Below are 15,905 nucleotides of genomic sequence, written 5' to 3' on the forward strand. Positions count from 1 at the left end.
TTTACCTAATTTTAGTGCGGTATAAATCACATTATCGAACGATAATAGGGGGTATAAATATAAGTGATTGATAAAACGTTTTATCCGTCACGTTATCAGGGAGTTTTCTGTTTTTATGGCTATAGCCAAAAAAATAACGATCCATGATGTTGCGCTGGCTGCGGGTGTTTCGGTCAGTACCGTCTCATTGGTACTCAGTGGCAAAGGACGTATTTCATCAGCAACCGGTGAACGGGTAAATGCTGCCATTGAGCAACTGGGGTTTGTGCGTAATCGACAAGCATCAGCCCTGCGCGGTGGGCAGAGCGGGGTAGTGGGGTTGATCGTGCGCGATCTTTCTACGCCGTTTTACGCCGAGCTAACGGCGGGGCTGACGGAAGCATTAGAAGCTCAGGGGCGCATGGTCTTCTTACTGCATGGCGGTAAAGACGGCGAACAGCTGACACAGCGCTTCACCCTGTTACTTAATCAAGGGGTTGATGGCGTGGTGATCGCCGGGGCCGCAGGCAGCAGTGACGCGCTACAGCAACTGGCCGCTGAGAAAGGGATCCCGGTGGTGTTTGCGTCACGCGCCAGCTATATGGATGACGTTGACACCGTCAGACCTGATAACATGCAGGCCGCGCAACTTCTGGTTGAACAACTGATACGTCATGGGCATCAGCGCATTGCCTGGCTGGGCGGGCAAAGCTCTTCATTAACCAGGGCAGAGCGCGTCGGCGGCTATTGTGCGACATTGTTAAAGTATGGTTTGCCGTTTCATAGCGACTGGGTGCTGGAGTGTTCATCCAGCCAAAAGCAGGCCGCGGAAGAGGTGACGGCGCTGTTACGCCGGAATCCCACAATCAGTGCGGTGGTGTGCTACAACGAAACCATTGCCGTAGGCGCCTGGTTTGGCCTGATGAGAGCAGGGCGACAGAGTGGTGAAACAGGCGTAGATCGCTACTTTGAACAGCAAATATCCTTGGCCGGATTTGCCGATGTGGCGGAAAGCGCGCTGGATGATATTCCCATTATTTGGGCCTGCACGCCTGCCCGTGAAATGGGATACACCCTTGCGGAACGCATGCTACAACGCATTGGCCACGATGAAAGCCATTCGCGCAATCTGACGCTTGCCGCCCGACTGGTCGTCACGAAATAAAAAAAGCCCGATAAGCAAAGTTATCGGGCCTGTCGTAAGGGATATTTACTGTTGCGGGGCAGCAGGCGCGTCCGGCTCAGCAAAGGTAGGCATACCGAACATGCCAACAAACTCATCCAGCGACATTTTCTGTCCGTTCAGTGTTACCTGACCGTTCGCATATTGCAGGCTGGAACCGATAACGTTGTCCTGCAGCGTCGTAATACGGAACATCTGACCCATCGCCGCGAGGCCATTAACCTGCTGCTTCGCCAGACCCGCCGCTTCTTCCTGCTGATATCCTTCCAGTTTGGCAATCTGCGTCATGAATTCAGTCGCCATGTCGACAGGGATCGTCAGCTTAGCGTCCAGTGATTTGACGGAGCGATCCACTTCCTGGGCCAGCGTTTGCGGCTCCACGGTGTTAGCGGTCGGATCTTTCAGCAGTAGAGACAGATTAAAGGCGGTTTCACCTTTCGCATTTTTCCAGCTCAGTGGCGCAATGGTGATAACCGGTTCGCCTTTCATCAGAATCGGCAGGGCATTAAAGAAGGCTTCGGTGACTTTCTGCTGATATAGCTCCGGGTTTTGCACCACATCCACCTGTGACATCAACGCCTTGGTCTGGGCGCTATACTGCTGACTGAACTGGTGCAGGGCTTCACCATCAATCTGACCCACTTTCAGCGTCAGTTTGCCGCTACCCATATCCTGGCCCTGCAGTTTAAGGCTGTTCAGAGTGTAATCCAGCTGGCTGTTAACGGTTTTACCCTCGTTGATCAGATCGGATTTACCATCGATACCCATGCCTTCCAGAACCGCCAACTCTTTACCCTCGACTGAAATTGACAGTTTTTCGAGTGACAACTTCTGGTCGCCAATACGCTCACCAAAGCTGGCGATACTGCTGGAACCTTCAGTTTTCAGGTTATTGAAGGTAATTTGTACCTTCTGGTTGTACTCATTGACCGCATTAACCAGACCACTTTGCGCATCGCCAGTCAGCGAAACCGCATTACCGTCTTTGTCAGCCGTAAACTGGAATTCCCCGCCGCTGAAGGCCACTTTTTCATCGCCATTCTCGTAGTTCAGCGGTTTGAGGGAGAGATCGGAGCGGGTATCGCCGCTGTAACTGATACGGGAGTTAATGATGAATGGCGTTTCACCTTTGGCAATGTCGAACAGTGGTTTGGTGACGTCGTTATTCACCAACGTTGTTTTCACCGAGGCCATGGCGGGAACCAGTTTCAGCGACTTCAGCTGTGCCAGCGGGAAAGGACCGTGATCAACCGTTTCATTAAGGACGATGCTTTGCCCCGGCTTCAGCCAGGAATCTTGCTGCCCGGTGATGGGTTTAACCACCAGTTGCAGTTGGCTATTGAACACGCCGCGCTGATAGTTTTGATAACTCAGTTCAATTCCCGCCTCAGGGGAGTAGCGTTTCAACTGATTGTTTGCCTGTGTCACCATCTCGGCGAGATGCGTTTCGAGTTTTTTACCTGTGTACCAGGCGCCGCCCGTCCAGACGATACCCAGTGCAACCACTACACCCGCAGCTACCAGCGATTTTTTCATTTTGATATCCATAAAATAAAACCAGGCGTTTGAAGACGCCTGGAAGAGTGACTTGTCTTTAACTCACTACAGCTTAGCAAGAGTTGTTAAAAATATCAGTATCTTGCTACAGCTTGTTATAAACCCGAGCTAAACGGCCCTTGCCGCTGACGTTGACCGGCGATTCATTCGCACTAATAAAGGCCGACTCACCCGGCTGCAGTACCAGACGCTGCTCACCTTTGCTCAACACGGCTTCACCCTCAATGCAGAACAGAATTGCGGCGCTTTGCTGGCCGATCTCTGCACCAGTGGCCGTTAACTCATGTAGGGAGAAGGCGAAATCGTCGACCGGAATAGGGAAGTCCAGTTCGCCATCCGTTTTAACCGGTGTGGTCAGCAACTGGTTTGCAGGCTTAGCGACAAATTTAACGTTGGCGACCAGTTCCGGGATATCAATATATTTTGGCGTCAGTCCGGCGCGCAGCACGTTATCTGAGTTAGCCATCACCTCCAGCGCCACACCCTGCAGGTAGGCGTGCGGGGTTTCAGCAAACAAGAACATGGCCTCGCCGGGATTGAGTTTAACCACGTTGAGCAGCAGTGGGGAAAAGAGTCCGCTGTCGTTAGGGTAGAAGTCGGCAATCAGGCGGATGGTTTGCCAGGGTTCACCCTGCTGGCTGTTCAGCGCCGATTTCAGGATCGCCAGAGCATGGGATTTCTCCTCATCCTGCATATTCAGCAAACTGGCGAATAGATAGCTCAGACGCTCTGCGCTCGGCTCCTGCAGGAAATGCGCAATAGCCGGATGCGCGGCGGAAACGGGTTGTAACAAGGCAACAATTTCGGAGAACTCACGAAATGCGTTCATTGCCAGGAAAGGCGTCAAAGCAAAAACCAGTTCTGGTTTGTGGTTAGGATCTTTGTAGTTGCGCTCGGCGGCATCCATTGGGATCCCGGCGGCGTTTTCTTTGGCAAACCCGATTTCAGAATTGTGCTTGTTAGGGTGAACCTGAATCGAAAGGGGTTGCGCGGCGCAGAGCACTTTAAACAGGAAGGGCAGTTCACCAAAGCGTTTGGCAACGGCATCACCTAATAGCGCGGATTTATCGCGTTCAATAACGTCGCGCAAAGCAACCGTCTGACCGTCAGCGCTCTGAACCTGCGAACTGCTTTTTGGGTGCGCCCCCATCCAAAGTTCAGCCATCGGTTGCTGAGTTGGGTTGGCAATCCCATAAAGTTCCGTTAACGCAGTTTTACTTCCCCAGGCGTAGTTCTGCACTGAGTTGATGAGTTTTTGCATTCTCAAGCCCTGTTTGAATGTGGAATTTTCTCTGGCTATTAAACCAAGAAACCCTGAGGGAAGTAACCTGCGCATGTAAAAAGTCGTACTTGTCTCAGTTTTTGTTAAAAAATTGTGTAGGATATGGTGACTCGCTTTTAATACCCTGAGTATTTCCGGTTGCAGAAAGCCTTGCCTTCTCCAACCCGACTTACGGCAGGGAAGCAGGGCAATGGAACATCTGCCCAGAGAATAACCAGACCTAGCAGTAAGTGAGAGCACAATGTCAAACAAACCCTTTCATTATCAGCATCCTTTCCCGCTTAAAAAGGATGATACCGAATACTATCTGCTGACCAGCGACTATGTCTCCGTTGCCGAATTCGAAGGGCAGGAGGTTATTAAAGTCGCGCCGCAAGCGCTAACCCTGCTGGCTCGTCAGGCTTTTCATGATGCGTCGTTTATGCTGCGTCCTGCACATCAGCAGCAGGTTGCTGATATCCTGCGTGACCCCGAGGCCAGCGAAAACGACAAATATGTGGCCCTGCAATTCCTGCGTAACTCCGACATCGCGGCGAAAGGTATTTTGCCGACCTGTCAGGATACCGGCACAGCGATAATCGTGGGTAAAAAAGGTCAGCGTGTCTGGACCGGCGGCGGAGATGAAGCGGCACTGGCACGAGGGGTCTATAACACCTACATCGAAGACAACCTGCGCTATTCACAAAACGCCGCGCTGGATATGTATAAAGAAGTGAACACTGGCACTAACCTGCCGGCGCAGATCGATCTGTATACCGTTGACGGCGATGAATACAAATTCTTGTGTATTGCTAAAGGCGGTGGTTCGGCAAACAAAACCTATCTGTACCAGGAAACCAAAGCGCTGCTCACGCCGGGCAAATTAAAAAATTACCTGGTCGAGAAGATGCGTACGCTGGGAACAGCGGCTTGTCCGCCGTATCATATCGCGTTTGTGATTGGTGGAACGTCGGCGGAAGCGACGCTGAAAACCGTCAAGTTGGCTTCGGCGAAATACTACGACGAACTGCCGACCGAAGGTAACGAGCATGGTCAGGCATTCCGCGATGTGGAGCTGGAAAAAGAGCTGTTGATAGAAGCGCAGAATTTAGGGCTGGGTGCGCAGTTTGGCGGGAAGTACTTCGCTCATGATATCCGCGTGATCCGTCTGCCGCGTCACGGCGCGTCGTGTCCGGTTGGTATGGGGGTTTCTTGCTCAGCCGATCGAAATATCAAAGCTAAGATCAACCGTGAAGGCATTTGGATCGAAAAACTGGAGCATAATCCTGGTAAATATATCCCAGAAGAGCTGCGCCAGGCGGGCGAAGGCGAAGCGGTGCGCGTTGACCTCAATCGGCCGATGAAAGAGATCCTGGCCCAGTTGTCGCAGTACCCGGTGTCCACGCGTCTGTCGCTCAACGGAACCATTATTGTTGGTCGTGATATTGCGCATGCAAAACTGAAAGAACGTCTGGATAACGGTGAAAGTTTGCCGCAGTATGTTAAAGATCACCCGATCTATTACGCCGGTCCAGCAAAAACGCCGGAAGGCTATGCCTCTGGTTCACTTGGCCCAACCACAGCCGGACGTATGGACTCATATGTCGACCAGCTTCAGGCCGCGGGCGGCAGTATGATCATGCTGGCGAAAGGCAACCGCAGCCAGCAGGTGACCGATGCCTGCCATAAGCACGGCGGCTTCTACTTAGGTAGCATTGGCGGCCCCGCAGCGGTGCTTGCCCAGGGCAGTATCAAGAGTCTGGAATGCGTGGAATATCCTGAACTGGGGATGGAAGCCATCTGGAAAATTGAAGTGGAAGATTTCCCGGCGTTTATCCTGGTGGATGACAAAGGTAATGATTTCTTCAAGCAAATTCAGACGTCGCAGTGCGCACGCTGCGTTAAGTAACGTCAGCCGCCCTTAGGGGCGGTTTTTTTTCCGCACGAACCACCAAACGACAGTTTAATCCTCGTTAATACTGATAAGACCAATGCAAGTGGGCAATGTCGAAACATAACCTAATCAATTCTTAATGTAAGGAGCAGGTAATGGTAACGGTACGCCGCGAGAATGATTCAATGGGCGCAATTGATGTTCCTGCCGATAAGCTTTGGGGGGCGCAAACCCAACGTTCGCTGGAGCATTTTCGTATCTCTACGGAGAAAATGCCGGTCTTGCTGATCCATGCGCTGGCGCTGACGAAACGGGCGGCTGCCAAGGTTAATTTAGATCTCGGGCTGCTGGCGGAAGATAAAGCCACCGCGATTATGCAGGCCGCAGATGAGGTATTGGCGGACAAACATCGGGATGAGTTTCCGTTGGCCATTTGGCAGACGGGGTCCGGCACGCAAAGCAATATGAATATGAATGAGGTGCTGGCAAACCGTGCCAGCGAATTGCTGGGCGGCGTGCGGGGAATGGAGCGAAAAGTTCACCCCAACGATGATGTTAATAAAAGCCAAAGCTCGAATGATGTCTTTCCGACAGCGATGCATGTTGCCGCGCTGCTGGCGCTGCGCAAATCACTGATCCCGCAATTAACGGTGTTGACCAAAACGCTCAGTGATAAATCCCACGCGTTTGCCGATATCGTCAAAATTGGCCGGACGCATCTGCAAGATGCGACCCCGCTTACGCTTGGGCAGGAAATTTCCGGCTGGGTGGCGATGCTCGAACATAACCTCAGACACATTGAAAACAGTTTACCCCATGTGGCGGAACTTGCGTTGGGGGGAACGGCGGTGGGAACTGGACTGAACACCCATCCTGAATATGCTCGTCGGGTCGCGGATGAGTTGAAGGTCATTACCTGCGCGCCGTTTGTTACTGCACCGAATAAATTTGAAGCACTGGCGACCTGCGATGCGTTGGTTCACGCCCACGGAGCGCTCAAGGGGCTGGCGGCGTCACTGATGAAAATCGCCAACGATGTGCGTTGGCTGGCATCCGGTCCGCGTTGTGGTATTGGTGAAATTTCAATTCCTGAAAACGAACCGGGTAGCTCCATTATGCCGGGTAAAGTCAATCCGACTCAGTGTGAGGCGCTGACCATGCTTTGTTGCCAGGTGATGGGCAATGATGTTGCCATTAATATGGGCGGGGCGTCAGGTAACTTTGAGCTTAACGTTTATCGACCGATGGTCATCCACAACTTCCTGCAATCAGTGCGTTTGCTGGCGGACGGGATGGAAAGCTTTAACGAGCATTGCGCGACGGGTATTGAACCCAATCGTGAGCGAATCGACCAGTTACTCAACGAGTCGCTGATGCTGGTTACCGCACTCAATACCCATATCGGTTACGACAAAGCCGCTGAGATAGCCAAAAAAGCGCACAAGGAAGGGCTGACGTTAAAAGCATCTGCCCTGGCGCTGGGATATTTAACCGAAGCGGAGTTCGACAGTTGGGTACGACCGGAACTGATGGTTGGCAGCATGCGACCGGGCAGTTAATCAGCAACGTACAGGTGCAGTCGGGGAATAATCAATCTCAACGGCTGCGCCTGAGGTTTAAAACGATGCTGAACGTTGTCGGCATCGTAATTCAGTAACTCGCCGATATCGGGTACGGTCATACCGTTGTTGTTGTTGATTAGCGCAATCAGCGGCGTTGGGCAGGCGTATTGCACCTGTTTTTGCTCTCCTTTGTACCAGACGCGGGCGATGGGCTGCACTTTCACCGGTCTTTTAATCTTCAGTTTTGCCTGCTGTGGCAGGGCTGCGATGTCCTGATATTCCCGCTCCAGCTTCGCCTGCCACTCTTCACGCGTCCATGGGTGTACGCTGCGCGGCGACGTCAGACTCTTTTCCAGTTGCTGCAGGACTTCATCGCGCTTCAGGTTTTTAATGATGTGTTTGTTAGCCCAGCCAAAGCGCAGGGTGGCGGGTTCTTTCACCAGCGTGAGGGTACGATAGGCATTCAACGTAATCAGTCCTGGCAGGTGGCGATGCACCCATTCGAAACGTGCGGCCGGCGCCAGTCCCGATTCCACCGTGACAATGCGCTCAAACGTCGTTTTCAACTGGTTGATACGCTGAATTTGTTCTTCCAGAGCGTGCTGCGCCGCGTTATCCACCTGATAGCACAACACGCCCGGTAGACGGACGGCCGCTTTGCTGCTGCGGTTCTCGGATTGCTGCTGAATAAACAGATGACGATAGTGACGCAGTGCCAGCGATTCAGCCTCTTTGCCTAAATGTTGTTTTACATCGATGCTCTGCAAAGGGGCATGTTCTGCCTCCTTGGCGACTTCTGGTAACGAGAACACGCGCGCAATCAGCAGCGTCTGCTGCAACAAATTTTCGCTCAGCAGCGCCAGTTCCTGTTCCATCTGGCGGAAGGTGCTGTTCAGACGGTCAACGAGATCGTAACGGGCCATGCGTTTTACCCTTTTAGTTACAACATACTTTTTTATAGCACAACATTTGCCGCCTGACCACCGAGCGGCATGGGTCAGGCAGTGGGAAATTCAGGAATGTTATGCCAGACGGGCCAACTGAAAGAAAAACGGGCGCCGCCCAGTTCACTTTCATCGCAAACGACCGTACCGCCCATAGCCAATGCGATCGAGTGGACGATGGCTAACCCAAGTCCGCAACCACCGGTCGCCCGGTCACGACTGGGATCGAGGCGTACAAATGGCTCAAAAACTTGTTCACGCGCCGCAGGTGCGATACCCGGACCGTCGTCTTCCACGATCAGTGTCGCCTGGTTGCCGTCCAGCTGCAGACTGGCTTGTACCGTCGACTGGCAATAGCGCAGGGCGTTATTCAGCAGATTATCCAGCACGCGCTCCATCAGGCGCATATCCAATGCACCGTAGTCGCCACTCTGAAGATGGCGTAGCCGCACCTCATGGTCAGGATTGACGCTTTGCACATCCTCAAGATGGGTTGTCAGCCAAAGGGGCAGGTCGGGTACGCTAAGCTTCAATTCATTTTGTGGGCGATCCAACCGGGCGTAGGTCAGTAACTCTTCGATCAACGCTTCCAACTGGCCGATATCACGATTCAGTGCCTGAGATTCTTGCTCGGTGAGGTTCTCACTCATCTCCAGTCGGTAACGTAAGCGTACCAGTGGAGTCCGAAGCTCATGGGCAATACCATCAATAAGCTGTTTTTTACTGGCGATCAGCGCATTGATATTGTCCGCCATCTGGTTAAACGCCACACCAAGACGCTCAAAACTGGAACCGTTATCAAAATGGAGGCGTTCGCCCAGATGTCCCTCACCAAAACGTTGTGCTGCGGCTTCCAGTCGGAGCATTTCCTGCCAGTGGGGGCGCATCCAGATAAACACCGGGAAGGCCAGCGAAATGGCAATGAACGCCATCAGCGCGATGTCCAGCAAGCGCATTTGATGCAGAAAATAGAGATAGGGTACCGGACCGACGGCCAGCACGTAATGGCTGCGCGGGATTCGTTGAATAAAAGTGTACTGATCGTCAAGCGCGACAATATCGCCTTCGCGCAGGCGCTGCATGGTTGGGGCATCCAGCGTGTATTTATTTAGCGGTTCAACGCGAAGATCAAAAGAGAGGTTCAAATCCATCTCCTTTAGCGTCTTACCCCAGTCACGTGGTGGGATCTCGCGCAGTTCACTGCGCATCAGGTACAACGAGCTTTTCATTAAATCGTCGAGCGACTGTCTGCCCGCGCGTTCTGCGGTGAATTTGTATACAAGGCCGACCAGTAAGGTCATCACCAGAAAGCAGACAAACAGCAGGAGATAAAACTGTACAAACAGCTTCTTCATATAAAATCACCGAATACGCAATATAATGCGTACTGATACTCTCAAAATTGTTGTGATATAAAAATATGAATTTCAATCGTTGTTGTTATTTGCTACTCATTTTCGCAGCAACAGGCTGTATTTTCACCGCACAACCTGTGGTTATGTGGCTAATAGTTGCCAATATACTGACGATGGCGCTATACGGCCTCGACAAAATGGCCGCTCGTAAGGCCTGGCGCAGGGTGCCTGAGTCTACTTTGCTGATGTTTGGTGTTGTTGGCGGGTGGGGGGGCGCGATAGCGGGTCAACAAATTTTCCGCCATAAAACACAAAAGCAGCCATTCAAAACCTATTTTGTTATTAGCGTGATAGTCAGTCTCTCGCTGATGGGGGCGGTTTATCAGTTCTATCCATTTTCATCTTCCTGAGTGAGGGAGAGAGTAAACAGCCCGATTATCTAAGGCAGGAGATATACTTTTCGCCTGAACGGCGTACGATTTCATCGGCATTGTCCTTAATATCTTTTCCCTCAAATGCGCCGTAGAGTTGTTTAAATTTTACCGTACTCAGGCGGTGAGTGATGTCGCTGACCGTTGCGGCTGGCAGCGGCAGCATATTGGGGTAACTCCACATAAAGGAGACGGCATGCGTACCTGGTGTGACCTGAACGATGTCGCCGGAAAGCACCAGGCCTTCATTTCGTGCCCAGTGCAAAACACAGCCGCCGGAAAAGTGTCCCCCCAGTCGTATCACACTGACGTCCTGGGCGAGTTCAAGGGTGTCGCCTTGCCAAAATCTAATCCACGGGCTGTTGCGCATCACCCACTCGCTATCACTGGCATGGAGGTAAATCGGGGCGTTAAATTCTGCAGCCCAGTCCTGCATCGTTGTGTAGTAGTGAGGGTGTGATATCGCAATAGCCTTAAGCCCGCCCAGAGACGCTATTAGCATTTTCGTGGCATCATCGAGCGTAGCAATACAGTCCCACAGAATATTGCCCTCGGGAGTACGTAGAATAAATGCCCGCTGATTAATCGCAAAATCAGGAACGGTGCGGATGCTGAGAAGATCGCCGTTGTGTTGTTGCCACTTATTTGTATGTGAAGCACAAAGGGCGGAAAAATCGATCCATTTCTGCCCTGTCGCGGGGACATACTGGCGTTCATCATTACAGATAGCGCAATGTTGTGGATGAGAATCCGTTTTCTCATAGGATGTCCCGCAGGCTTTGCATAAAACAATCATCGCGTTTCCTCATTTAACAACCACAATCAGCATGGCACACGGAGACATAAGAATGTGCCCATTAGTGCTCTGGCCCATAATCTTCTGCGGAATGCTTCAATGCCTGATTCTTGATTTCGGAGTTAAAGCCGGTTTTTGTAAGAGGGGGACAACGCGACTATCTACCCCTGTGCGTAGCGGAGTGAGCGATGGCGGAACTCGCATCAGTGGTAATCAACTTTGATCTATGACACTGGGTTGGTAATTCTTAAGAGTTATCATTAGCCTGATAAACGTTTTATTAATCAATCAGTGAACGGCGGTGTAGTGTGTTGTTTAGCGCAAATTTGACAGGCTGGAAACAATGAACGCATTGTTTTCAATATTAAAAAAACGCCCAAACATTATTTCGTTGATGGTTTTACTCATCGGGGCAAACATTGTGGCGTGGCTGTGGGCTTTCACCGCGTTTAGCAACAACACGTCGTTACTGGCGCTGAGTCTAATCGCGTGGTGCTATGGTTTGCGCCATGCCGTGGATGCCGACCATATTGCTGCTATAGATAGCGCGACGCGCAAACTGATGCAGCAGAAAAAACGCGCCCTGACGACGGGAGCCTGGTTTTCCCTTGGTCACTCCACCATTGTTGTGCTGGCAAGCATTGGCATTGCGCTGACCACCAGCGTTTTTAAGCAGCATATGACCTGGTTTCAGAATGTCGGCGGTCTTATCGGTACCGCGGTCTCTGCCGCATTTCTGCTGATTCTGGCCACTATCAATCTCATTATCTTCTGCCATGTCTGGAAGGCTTTTCGCCATCTTAAACGCACCGGTACTTACGCTGGTAACACGGAAAATATTACGGTTTCAGGTCCTTTGAACTGGATTTTTCGCTCAGCTTTCCGCCTGGTAGGTAAAGACTGGCATATGTATTTTGTCGGTTTTCTGTTTGGTCTGGGTTTTGATACCGCCACTGAAATTTCTCTGCTGGGTATTTCCGCTTCAAGCGCGTCCAGTGGCATGTCGGTCTGGTCAATATTAGTTTTCCCGGCGCTGTTTACCTGCGGGATGGCGCTGATTGATTGCCTTGACAGCATCCTGATGGTTGAGGCCTATGGATGGGCGTTTAATAAGCCGCAGCGCAAGCTTTATTACAATATGACCATCACCGGAACCTCGGTGATTGTTGCGCTATTTATCGGTGGACTGGAGGCGTTGGGACTTCTCTCTGACGCATTTTCACTCCAGGGAGGATTATGGGATACCGTCAGCAATTTGAGTGAGCATATGGGCAATGTCGGCTTTGTGATTATTGGCGTTTTTATCTGCTGCTGGATTATTTCTGCCGTGAATTACCGTTGGAAAAAATACGACGGACTGACATTCAGTTGACACAAAAGAAAGCCTTCCGTTTACAGGAAGGCTTAGTTCTTACTGGAAGGCTGATTAATTCGCGTTCACGCGTTGCGGTTCTTCTGCTCTTTTTTTCAGGAGCCTGTTAGCCAGTACGCCTGACATCATCGAACCATTCACGTTGAGTGCCGTTCTGGCCATATCAACGACAGGCTCGATAGCAATGAAAATCCCCACCAGCGCGACAGGGAAGTTCAGCGTTGAAAGGACGATCAGCGCAGCAAATGTTCCGCCGCCACCAACGCCCGCCACTCCGATAGAACCCAGCGCAATCGCAGGTAGCATGGCGAGCAAAAAATGCACCGATAGCGGATCAATGCCAATAGTTGGCGCAATCATCGCCACCATAATAGCCGGATAGATCCCGGCGCAGCCGTTTTGACCCATGCTGGAGCCGAATGAGGCCGCAATATTGGCAATGGTGTTTTGCACGCCAAACTTTTCCTGCGCGGTAATAGCCAGTGGAATAGATGCCGCACTGCTGCGTGACACAAAGGCAAAGGTTAATACTGGCCAGACGGTTTTAAAATAGTGAACCGGATTATTGCCACTCAGCACCAGTATTAGCGCGTGGACGATAAACATCATCAGAATGGCAAGGTAACAGGCTGCAATAAAGCCTAACAGACTGGCAAATTGTTCAAGTCGATACGCGGAAAATACGCCTGCCATTAATGCCATCACGCCATAAGGGGTGAGGGCAATAACGATACGTACCATCTTCATCACCCAAATCTGGATGGCGTTAATGCCAGCACTTAATTTTTCACCTTCTTGCGGGGCGTCTTGTTTGACCTTTAATAATGCCACGCCGGCAAGTAGCGTGAAGATAACAATGCCTATGACGGAAACACTTCTGGCCCCGGTTAGATCGAGGAAAATGTTCGTGGGGATCAGGGAGGTAATCAGTTTTGGTAGTGAAATGGCGGCAGTTTTATTCACATCATCCGCCGTCAGCGTGGACTGCATATGAACAAATGCGCTGGCGTCCAGACCTAATACATGCGCAGTCAGTAGCCCAATAAACCCGGCAATCATTACCAGGCAGAGCATGCATCCGACGATGGTTAATGACATTTTCCCAATGCCTGCACTATTTTCGAGCTTATTAATGGCTGAGAGAATAGAGATGAAAATCAGCGGAACCGCAACCAGCTTTAGTAAATTCACATAGCCATTGCCGATAACGTTATACCAACCGATCACTGTTTTACTGTCGTCGGCAGCAATGAGATGCAGGGATAAGCCGATAACGGCACCAAGAAAAATAGCGATGAAGACACTTTTTGAAAGAGAGTGACTTTTTTGGTTGATTCTGAAAATTGCCCATGAACAAACCAAAAAGAACGCCATATAGGCGAGCGTAACGAACATATTGTAGCCTCTTGCCTCATTCAGCACCTGAAATGCCGGAAAGAGTTTTGTTATTGCGAAATAAACCTGAACCATAAGGTTCAGGACCGCAACGGATTATAGAGAGGGGGGAAGTCAGCAGCCACACAAAAAATGTGGAAACTAGCCGGATGGCGGTTGTATGCCTGTTCTGTAAACAATTTTTCGTGACGGTGTAACGTATTGTGATAAATCCAGCCGATCTGCGAGACCGGCCTGATGGCACTATTTCTGTGGCTCGTCGTCCCAGGCGTGCGGTGCAAACAGGTAACCTTTGTTGCGTACCGTTTTGATTCGATAGGGCTCAGTGGCGTTATCAAGCAGTTTTTTACGTAATCGGGAAATCGCCACATCAACGCTGCGATCCATACCGTCATAGCTTACACCGCGCAGGTTCTTCAGCAGCGCATCGCGGTCCATAATCTGCCCGGCATGAGTCGCCAGCTCCCACAATAATTCAAAATCGGCGGTGGAAAGAGAGACTTGCTCGCCGCCGAGTAGCACGGAGCGGTTGGTTGGGTCGATAGTGAGTGTACCAAAGCGTAGCGTTGTGTGCGGCGTGATGGTCGCTGCCTGAATACCTTTAGACTGGGCTGAATGTTCGCTCTGACGCAAATGCAGGCGGAGCCGCGCAAGCAGTACGGCCGGAGGGGTTGTTTTAAGGATGTAGTCGCAGGCCCCCATTTCCAGCGCCAGGATATGGTTCATGTCGCTGTCCAGAGAGGTCAGCAGAACAATCGGACCCTGCCAGCGTCCACGTAAATCGCGGCAGATTGTCATCCCGTCTTTGCCCGGCAGCATGATATCTAATAACACCAGATCGGGTTGAACTTGCAGGATTCTCTCCTCGGCCAAATCACCACGAGGTTCAAGAATAACCTCAATGTCATGCCGGGCCAGATAGGCGGCAATCAGCGAGCCAACTTCAGGATCATCTTCAACAAATACAATGGTGTTCATATCATTCATTTTGAATATAAAACGCCAACATACACCGCCCTCGTTTTTCCTTCCATTAATCTTTTCTAAACAAGATTGCTTCCGTTATGCTAGGGACTGATGTTATTGATGTGTTAAGGCAGGGTAATGGGACTCGTTATCAAAGCGGCGCTGGGTGCGCTGGTGGTGGTGTTGATTGGTTTGCTCGCTAAAACAAAGAATTACTATATTGCTGGATTAATCCCGCTGTTCCCGACATTCGCGTTGATTGCCCATTATATCGTGGCCAGTGAGCGTGGAATCGAGGCGTTGCGTACCACCATTGTATTCAGCATGTGGTCAATTATTCCCTATTTTGTCTACCTCGTTTCGCTGTGGTATTTCACCGGCTTTATGCGCTTACCCGTCGCGCTCGGCGGGTCAGTGGTGTGCTGGAGCCTGAGCGCGTGGTTGCTGATTTTTTGTTGGATTAAGCTGCATTAACGCAGATGACGCCCGCCATCAAGGGCAAAACTACGTCCTGTGACAAAGCAACTGGTCAATAGATAGTCAATTAAATCAATGACTTCTTTTTCACCGGGCGCCGTTTTCATCAGTGATTTATTCAGAGCCTGCTGGCGATATTCAGCATCGTCACTCTCGTTGAACAGGATCAGCGAGGGGGCAATCGCATTCACTTTGACTTCCGGCGCCAGTTTGCGGGCGAACGAGCGAGTCATATTGTCCAGCGCCGCTTTACTGGCAGCATAAGCGATGTGCTTGTCGCTGCCACGCTCCACAACATAATCCGTAAAATGGATAATATCGCTGGCTGCATGTCCATGACCGCGTAACAACTCTTCCAGGGCGTGGTTGAGTAAGTAGGGCGTATTGACATGAATCTGCATCATGGCCGACAGCACTTCGGTTAGCGGCGTGCCCGGCTTTTCTGCAACCCAGGCACTGGCATTATGCACAATGGCGCGCAAACCGGTCGTCTGCCTTTTAACCTCATCGGCAAAGGCTAACACGCCTTTATCGGTAGAAAAGTCAGCCTGGATACACAACGCGCCAGCTTCGCATAAGCCATCAATGGCCGGGTAATGTGTCCGATAGCTGACAATAACTGGCTGTCTTTGATTGAGAAAATGCCATGCGACGGCGAGGCCGATGCGACGACCTCCTCCAGTGATAAGTATCGGCAAAGGGGGCTTTTTACCCATCGTAATCTCCAGGTTTC

At 51.2% G+C, this 15,905-nt stretch carries 14 protein-coding genes; 6 read left to right on the forward strand and 8 right to left on the reverse strand.

The window, feature by feature from the left end; translation table 11 throughout:
* Positions 1-115: 115 nt before the first annotated feature.
* A complete protein-coding gene (locus OOJ59_RS14720; protein WP_121529020.1) occupies positions 116-1,144 on the forward strand; it encodes a Mal regulon transcriptional regulator MalI in 1,029 nt (342 codons plus the stop codon).
* Positions 1,145-1,189: 45 nt separating this feature from the next.
* On the opposite strand, the gene OOJ59_RS14725 is transcribed toward OOJ59_RS14720, so the two are convergent.
* Together OOJ59_RS14725 and manA are read right to left on the reverse strand one after the other, a co-directional pair.
* Positions 1,190-2,698 carry a YdgA family protein gene (locus OOJ59_RS14725; protein WP_193157042.1) on the reverse strand — a complete coding sequence of 503 codons (1,509 nt, stop codon included), beginning with the start codon at positions 2,696-2,698 and terminating at the stop codon, positions 1,190-1,192.
* A gap of 106 nt (positions 2,699-2,804) precedes the next feature.
* Entirely contained in the window at positions 2,805-3,980 is a 1,176-nt protein-coding gene (gene manA, locus OOJ59_RS14730; protein WP_087856361.1) for a mannose-6-phosphate isomerase, read from the reverse strand.
* A 262-nt stretch (positions 3,981-4,242) separates the two neighbouring features.
* Between manA and fumB the strand changes: the two genes are divergently transcribed.
* Together fumB and fumC are read left to right on the forward strand one after the other, a co-directional pair.
* Entirely contained in the window at positions 4,243-5,889 is a 1,647-nt protein-coding gene (gene fumB / locus OOJ59_RS14735) for a class I fumarate hydratase (protein WP_061381392.1), read from the forward strand.
* Between the two features lie 140 nt (positions 5,890-6,029).
* Positions 6,030-7,433 carry a class II fumarate hydratase gene (gene fumC / locus OOJ59_RS14740; protein ID WP_038640450.1) on the forward strand — a complete coding sequence of 468 codons (1,404 nt, stop codon included), beginning with the start codon at positions 6,030-6,032 and terminating at the stop codon, positions 7,431-7,433.
* Here fumC and tus read toward each other — a convergent pair.
* Entirely contained in the window at positions 7,430-8,359 is a 930-nt protein-coding gene (tus, locus tag OOJ59_RS14745) for a DNA replication terminus site-binding protein (protein ID WP_159121228.1), read from the reverse strand. The genes fumC and tus overlap by 4 nt on opposite strands.
* Positions 8,360-8,433: 74 nt before the next feature.
* Positions 8,434-9,735 carry a two-component system sensor histidine kinase RstB gene (gene rstB, locus OOJ59_RS14750; RefSeq protein WP_137347245.1) on the reverse strand — a complete coding sequence of 434 codons (1,302 nt, stop codon included), beginning with the start codon at positions 9,733-9,735 and terminating at the stop codon, positions 8,434-8,436.
* Between the two features lie 65 nt (positions 9,736-9,800).
* Between rstB and OOJ59_RS14755 the strand changes: the two genes are divergently transcribed.
* Positions 9,801-10,145: a DUF1294 domain-containing protein gene (locus OOJ59_RS14755; protein WP_160956386.1), complete on the forward strand. Its 345-nt coding sequence runs from the start codon at positions 9,801-9,803 to the stop codon at positions 10,143-10,145.
* A gap of 25 nt (positions 10,146-10,170) precedes the next feature.
* On the opposite strand, the gene OOJ59_RS14760 is transcribed toward OOJ59_RS14755, so the two are convergent.
* Positions 10,171-10,962, reverse strand: coding sequence for an MBL fold metallo-hydrolase (locus OOJ59_RS14760; protein ID WP_121529024.1), 792 nt, complete (start codon positions 10,960-10,962; stop codon positions 10,171-10,173).
* Between the two features lie 343 nt (positions 10,963-11,305).
* Here OOJ59_RS14760 and OOJ59_RS14765 point away from each other — a divergent pair, with 343 nt between their 5' ends.
* Positions 11,306-12,334 (forward strand): HoxN/HupN/NixA family nickel/cobalt transporter, encoded by a 1,029-nt coding sequence (locus OOJ59_RS14765; protein WP_137351567.1) that lies wholly within the window; start codon positions 11,306-11,308, stop codon positions 12,332-12,334.
* 54 nt (positions 12,335-12,388) lie between these two features.
* Here the strand turns inward: OOJ59_RS14765 and OOJ59_RS14770 are convergent, their stop codons facing one another.
* On the reverse strand, positions 12,389-13,729 hold the full coding sequence (locus tag OOJ59_RS14770) for an L-cystine transporter (RefSeq protein ID WP_160956385.1): 1,341 nt from the start codon (positions 13,727-13,729) through the stop codon (positions 12,389-12,391).
* Between the two features lie 243 nt (positions 13,730-13,972).
* Positions 13,973-14,707 carry a two-component system response regulator RstA gene (gene rstA / locus OOJ59_RS14775; RefSeq protein WP_193157044.1) on the reverse strand — a complete coding sequence of 245 codons (735 nt, stop codon included), beginning with the start codon at positions 14,705-14,707 and terminating at the stop codon, positions 13,973-13,975.
* A 126-nt stretch (positions 14,708-14,833) separates the two neighbouring features.
* On the opposite strand from rstA, the gene OOJ59_RS14780 reads away from it, so the two are divergent.
* The gene (locus OOJ59_RS14780) at positions 14,834-15,169 is read left to right on the forward strand and encodes a GlpM family protein (RefSeq protein WP_032939759.1); all 336 of its coding nucleotides are present in this window, start codon (positions 14,834-14,836) and stop codon (positions 15,167-15,169) included.
* Here the strand turns inward: OOJ59_RS14780 and folM are convergent.
* Positions 15,166-15,888 carry a dihydromonapterin reductase gene (gene folM, locus OOJ59_RS14785; protein ID WP_069324181.1) on the reverse strand — a complete coding sequence of 241 codons (723 nt, stop codon included), beginning with the start codon at positions 15,886-15,888 and terminating at the stop codon, positions 15,166-15,168. The genes OOJ59_RS14780 and folM overlap by 4 nt on opposite strands.
* Positions 15,889-15,905: the final 17 nt, after the last annotated feature.

It is taken from the genome of Citrobacter sp. W9 (assembly GCF_026719375.1).
Lineage (GTDB): Bacteria > Pseudomonadota > Gammaproteobacteria > Enterobacterales > Enterobacteriaceae > Citrobacter > Citrobacter werkmanii.

Coding starts and splice junctions, on each gene's coding strand:
- OOJ59_RS14720 (WP_121529020.1), top strand. CDS start 116: ATGGCTATAGCCAAAAAAATAACGATCCATGATGTTGCGCTGGCTGCG.
- OOJ59_RS14725 (WP_193157042.1), bottom strand. CDS start 2,698: ATGAAAAAATCGCTGGTAGCTGCGGGTGTAGTGGTTGCACTGGGTATC.
- manA (WP_087856361.1), bottom strand. CDS start 3,980: ATGCAAAAACTCATCAACTCAGTGCAGAACTACGCCTGGGGAAGTAAA.
- fumB (WP_061381392.1), top strand. CDS start 4,243: ATGTCAAACAAACCCTTTCATTATCAGCATCCTTTCCCGCTTAAAAAG.
- fumC (WP_038640450.1), top strand. CDS start 6,030: ATGGTAACGGTACGCCGCGAGAATGATTCAATGGGCGCAATTGATGTT.
- tus (WP_159121228.1), bottom strand. CDS start 8,359: ATGGCCCGTTACGATCTCGTTGACCGTCTGAACAGCACCTTCCGCCAG.
- rstB (WP_137347245.1), bottom strand. CDS start 9,735: ATGAAGAAGCTGTTTGTACAGTTTTATCTCCTGCTGTTTGTCTGCTTT.
- OOJ59_RS14755 (WP_160956386.1), top strand. CDS start 9,801: ATGAATTTCAATCGTTGTTGTTATTTGCTACTCATTTTCGCAGCAACA.
- OOJ59_RS14760 (WP_121529024.1), bottom strand. CDS start 10,962: ATGATTGTTTTATGCAAAGCCTGCGGGACATCCTATGAGAAAACGGAT.
- OOJ59_RS14765 (WP_137351567.1), top strand. CDS start 11,306: ATGAACGCATTGTTTTCAATATTAAAAAAACGCCCAAACATTATTTCG.
- OOJ59_RS14770 (WP_160956385.1), bottom strand. CDS start 13,729: ATGTTCGTTACGCTCGCCTATATGGCGTTCTTTTTGGTTTGTTCATGG.
- rstA (WP_193157044.1), bottom strand. CDS start 14,707: ATGAACACCATTGTATTTGTTGAAGATGATCCTGAAGTTGGCTCGCTG.
- OOJ59_RS14780 (WP_032939759.1), top strand. CDS start 14,834: ATGGGACTCGTTATCAAAGCGGCGCTGGGTGCGCTGGTGGTGGTGTTG.
- folM (WP_069324181.1), bottom strand. CDS start 15,888: ATGGGTAAAAAGCCCCCTTTGCCGATACTTATCACTGGAGGAGGTCGT.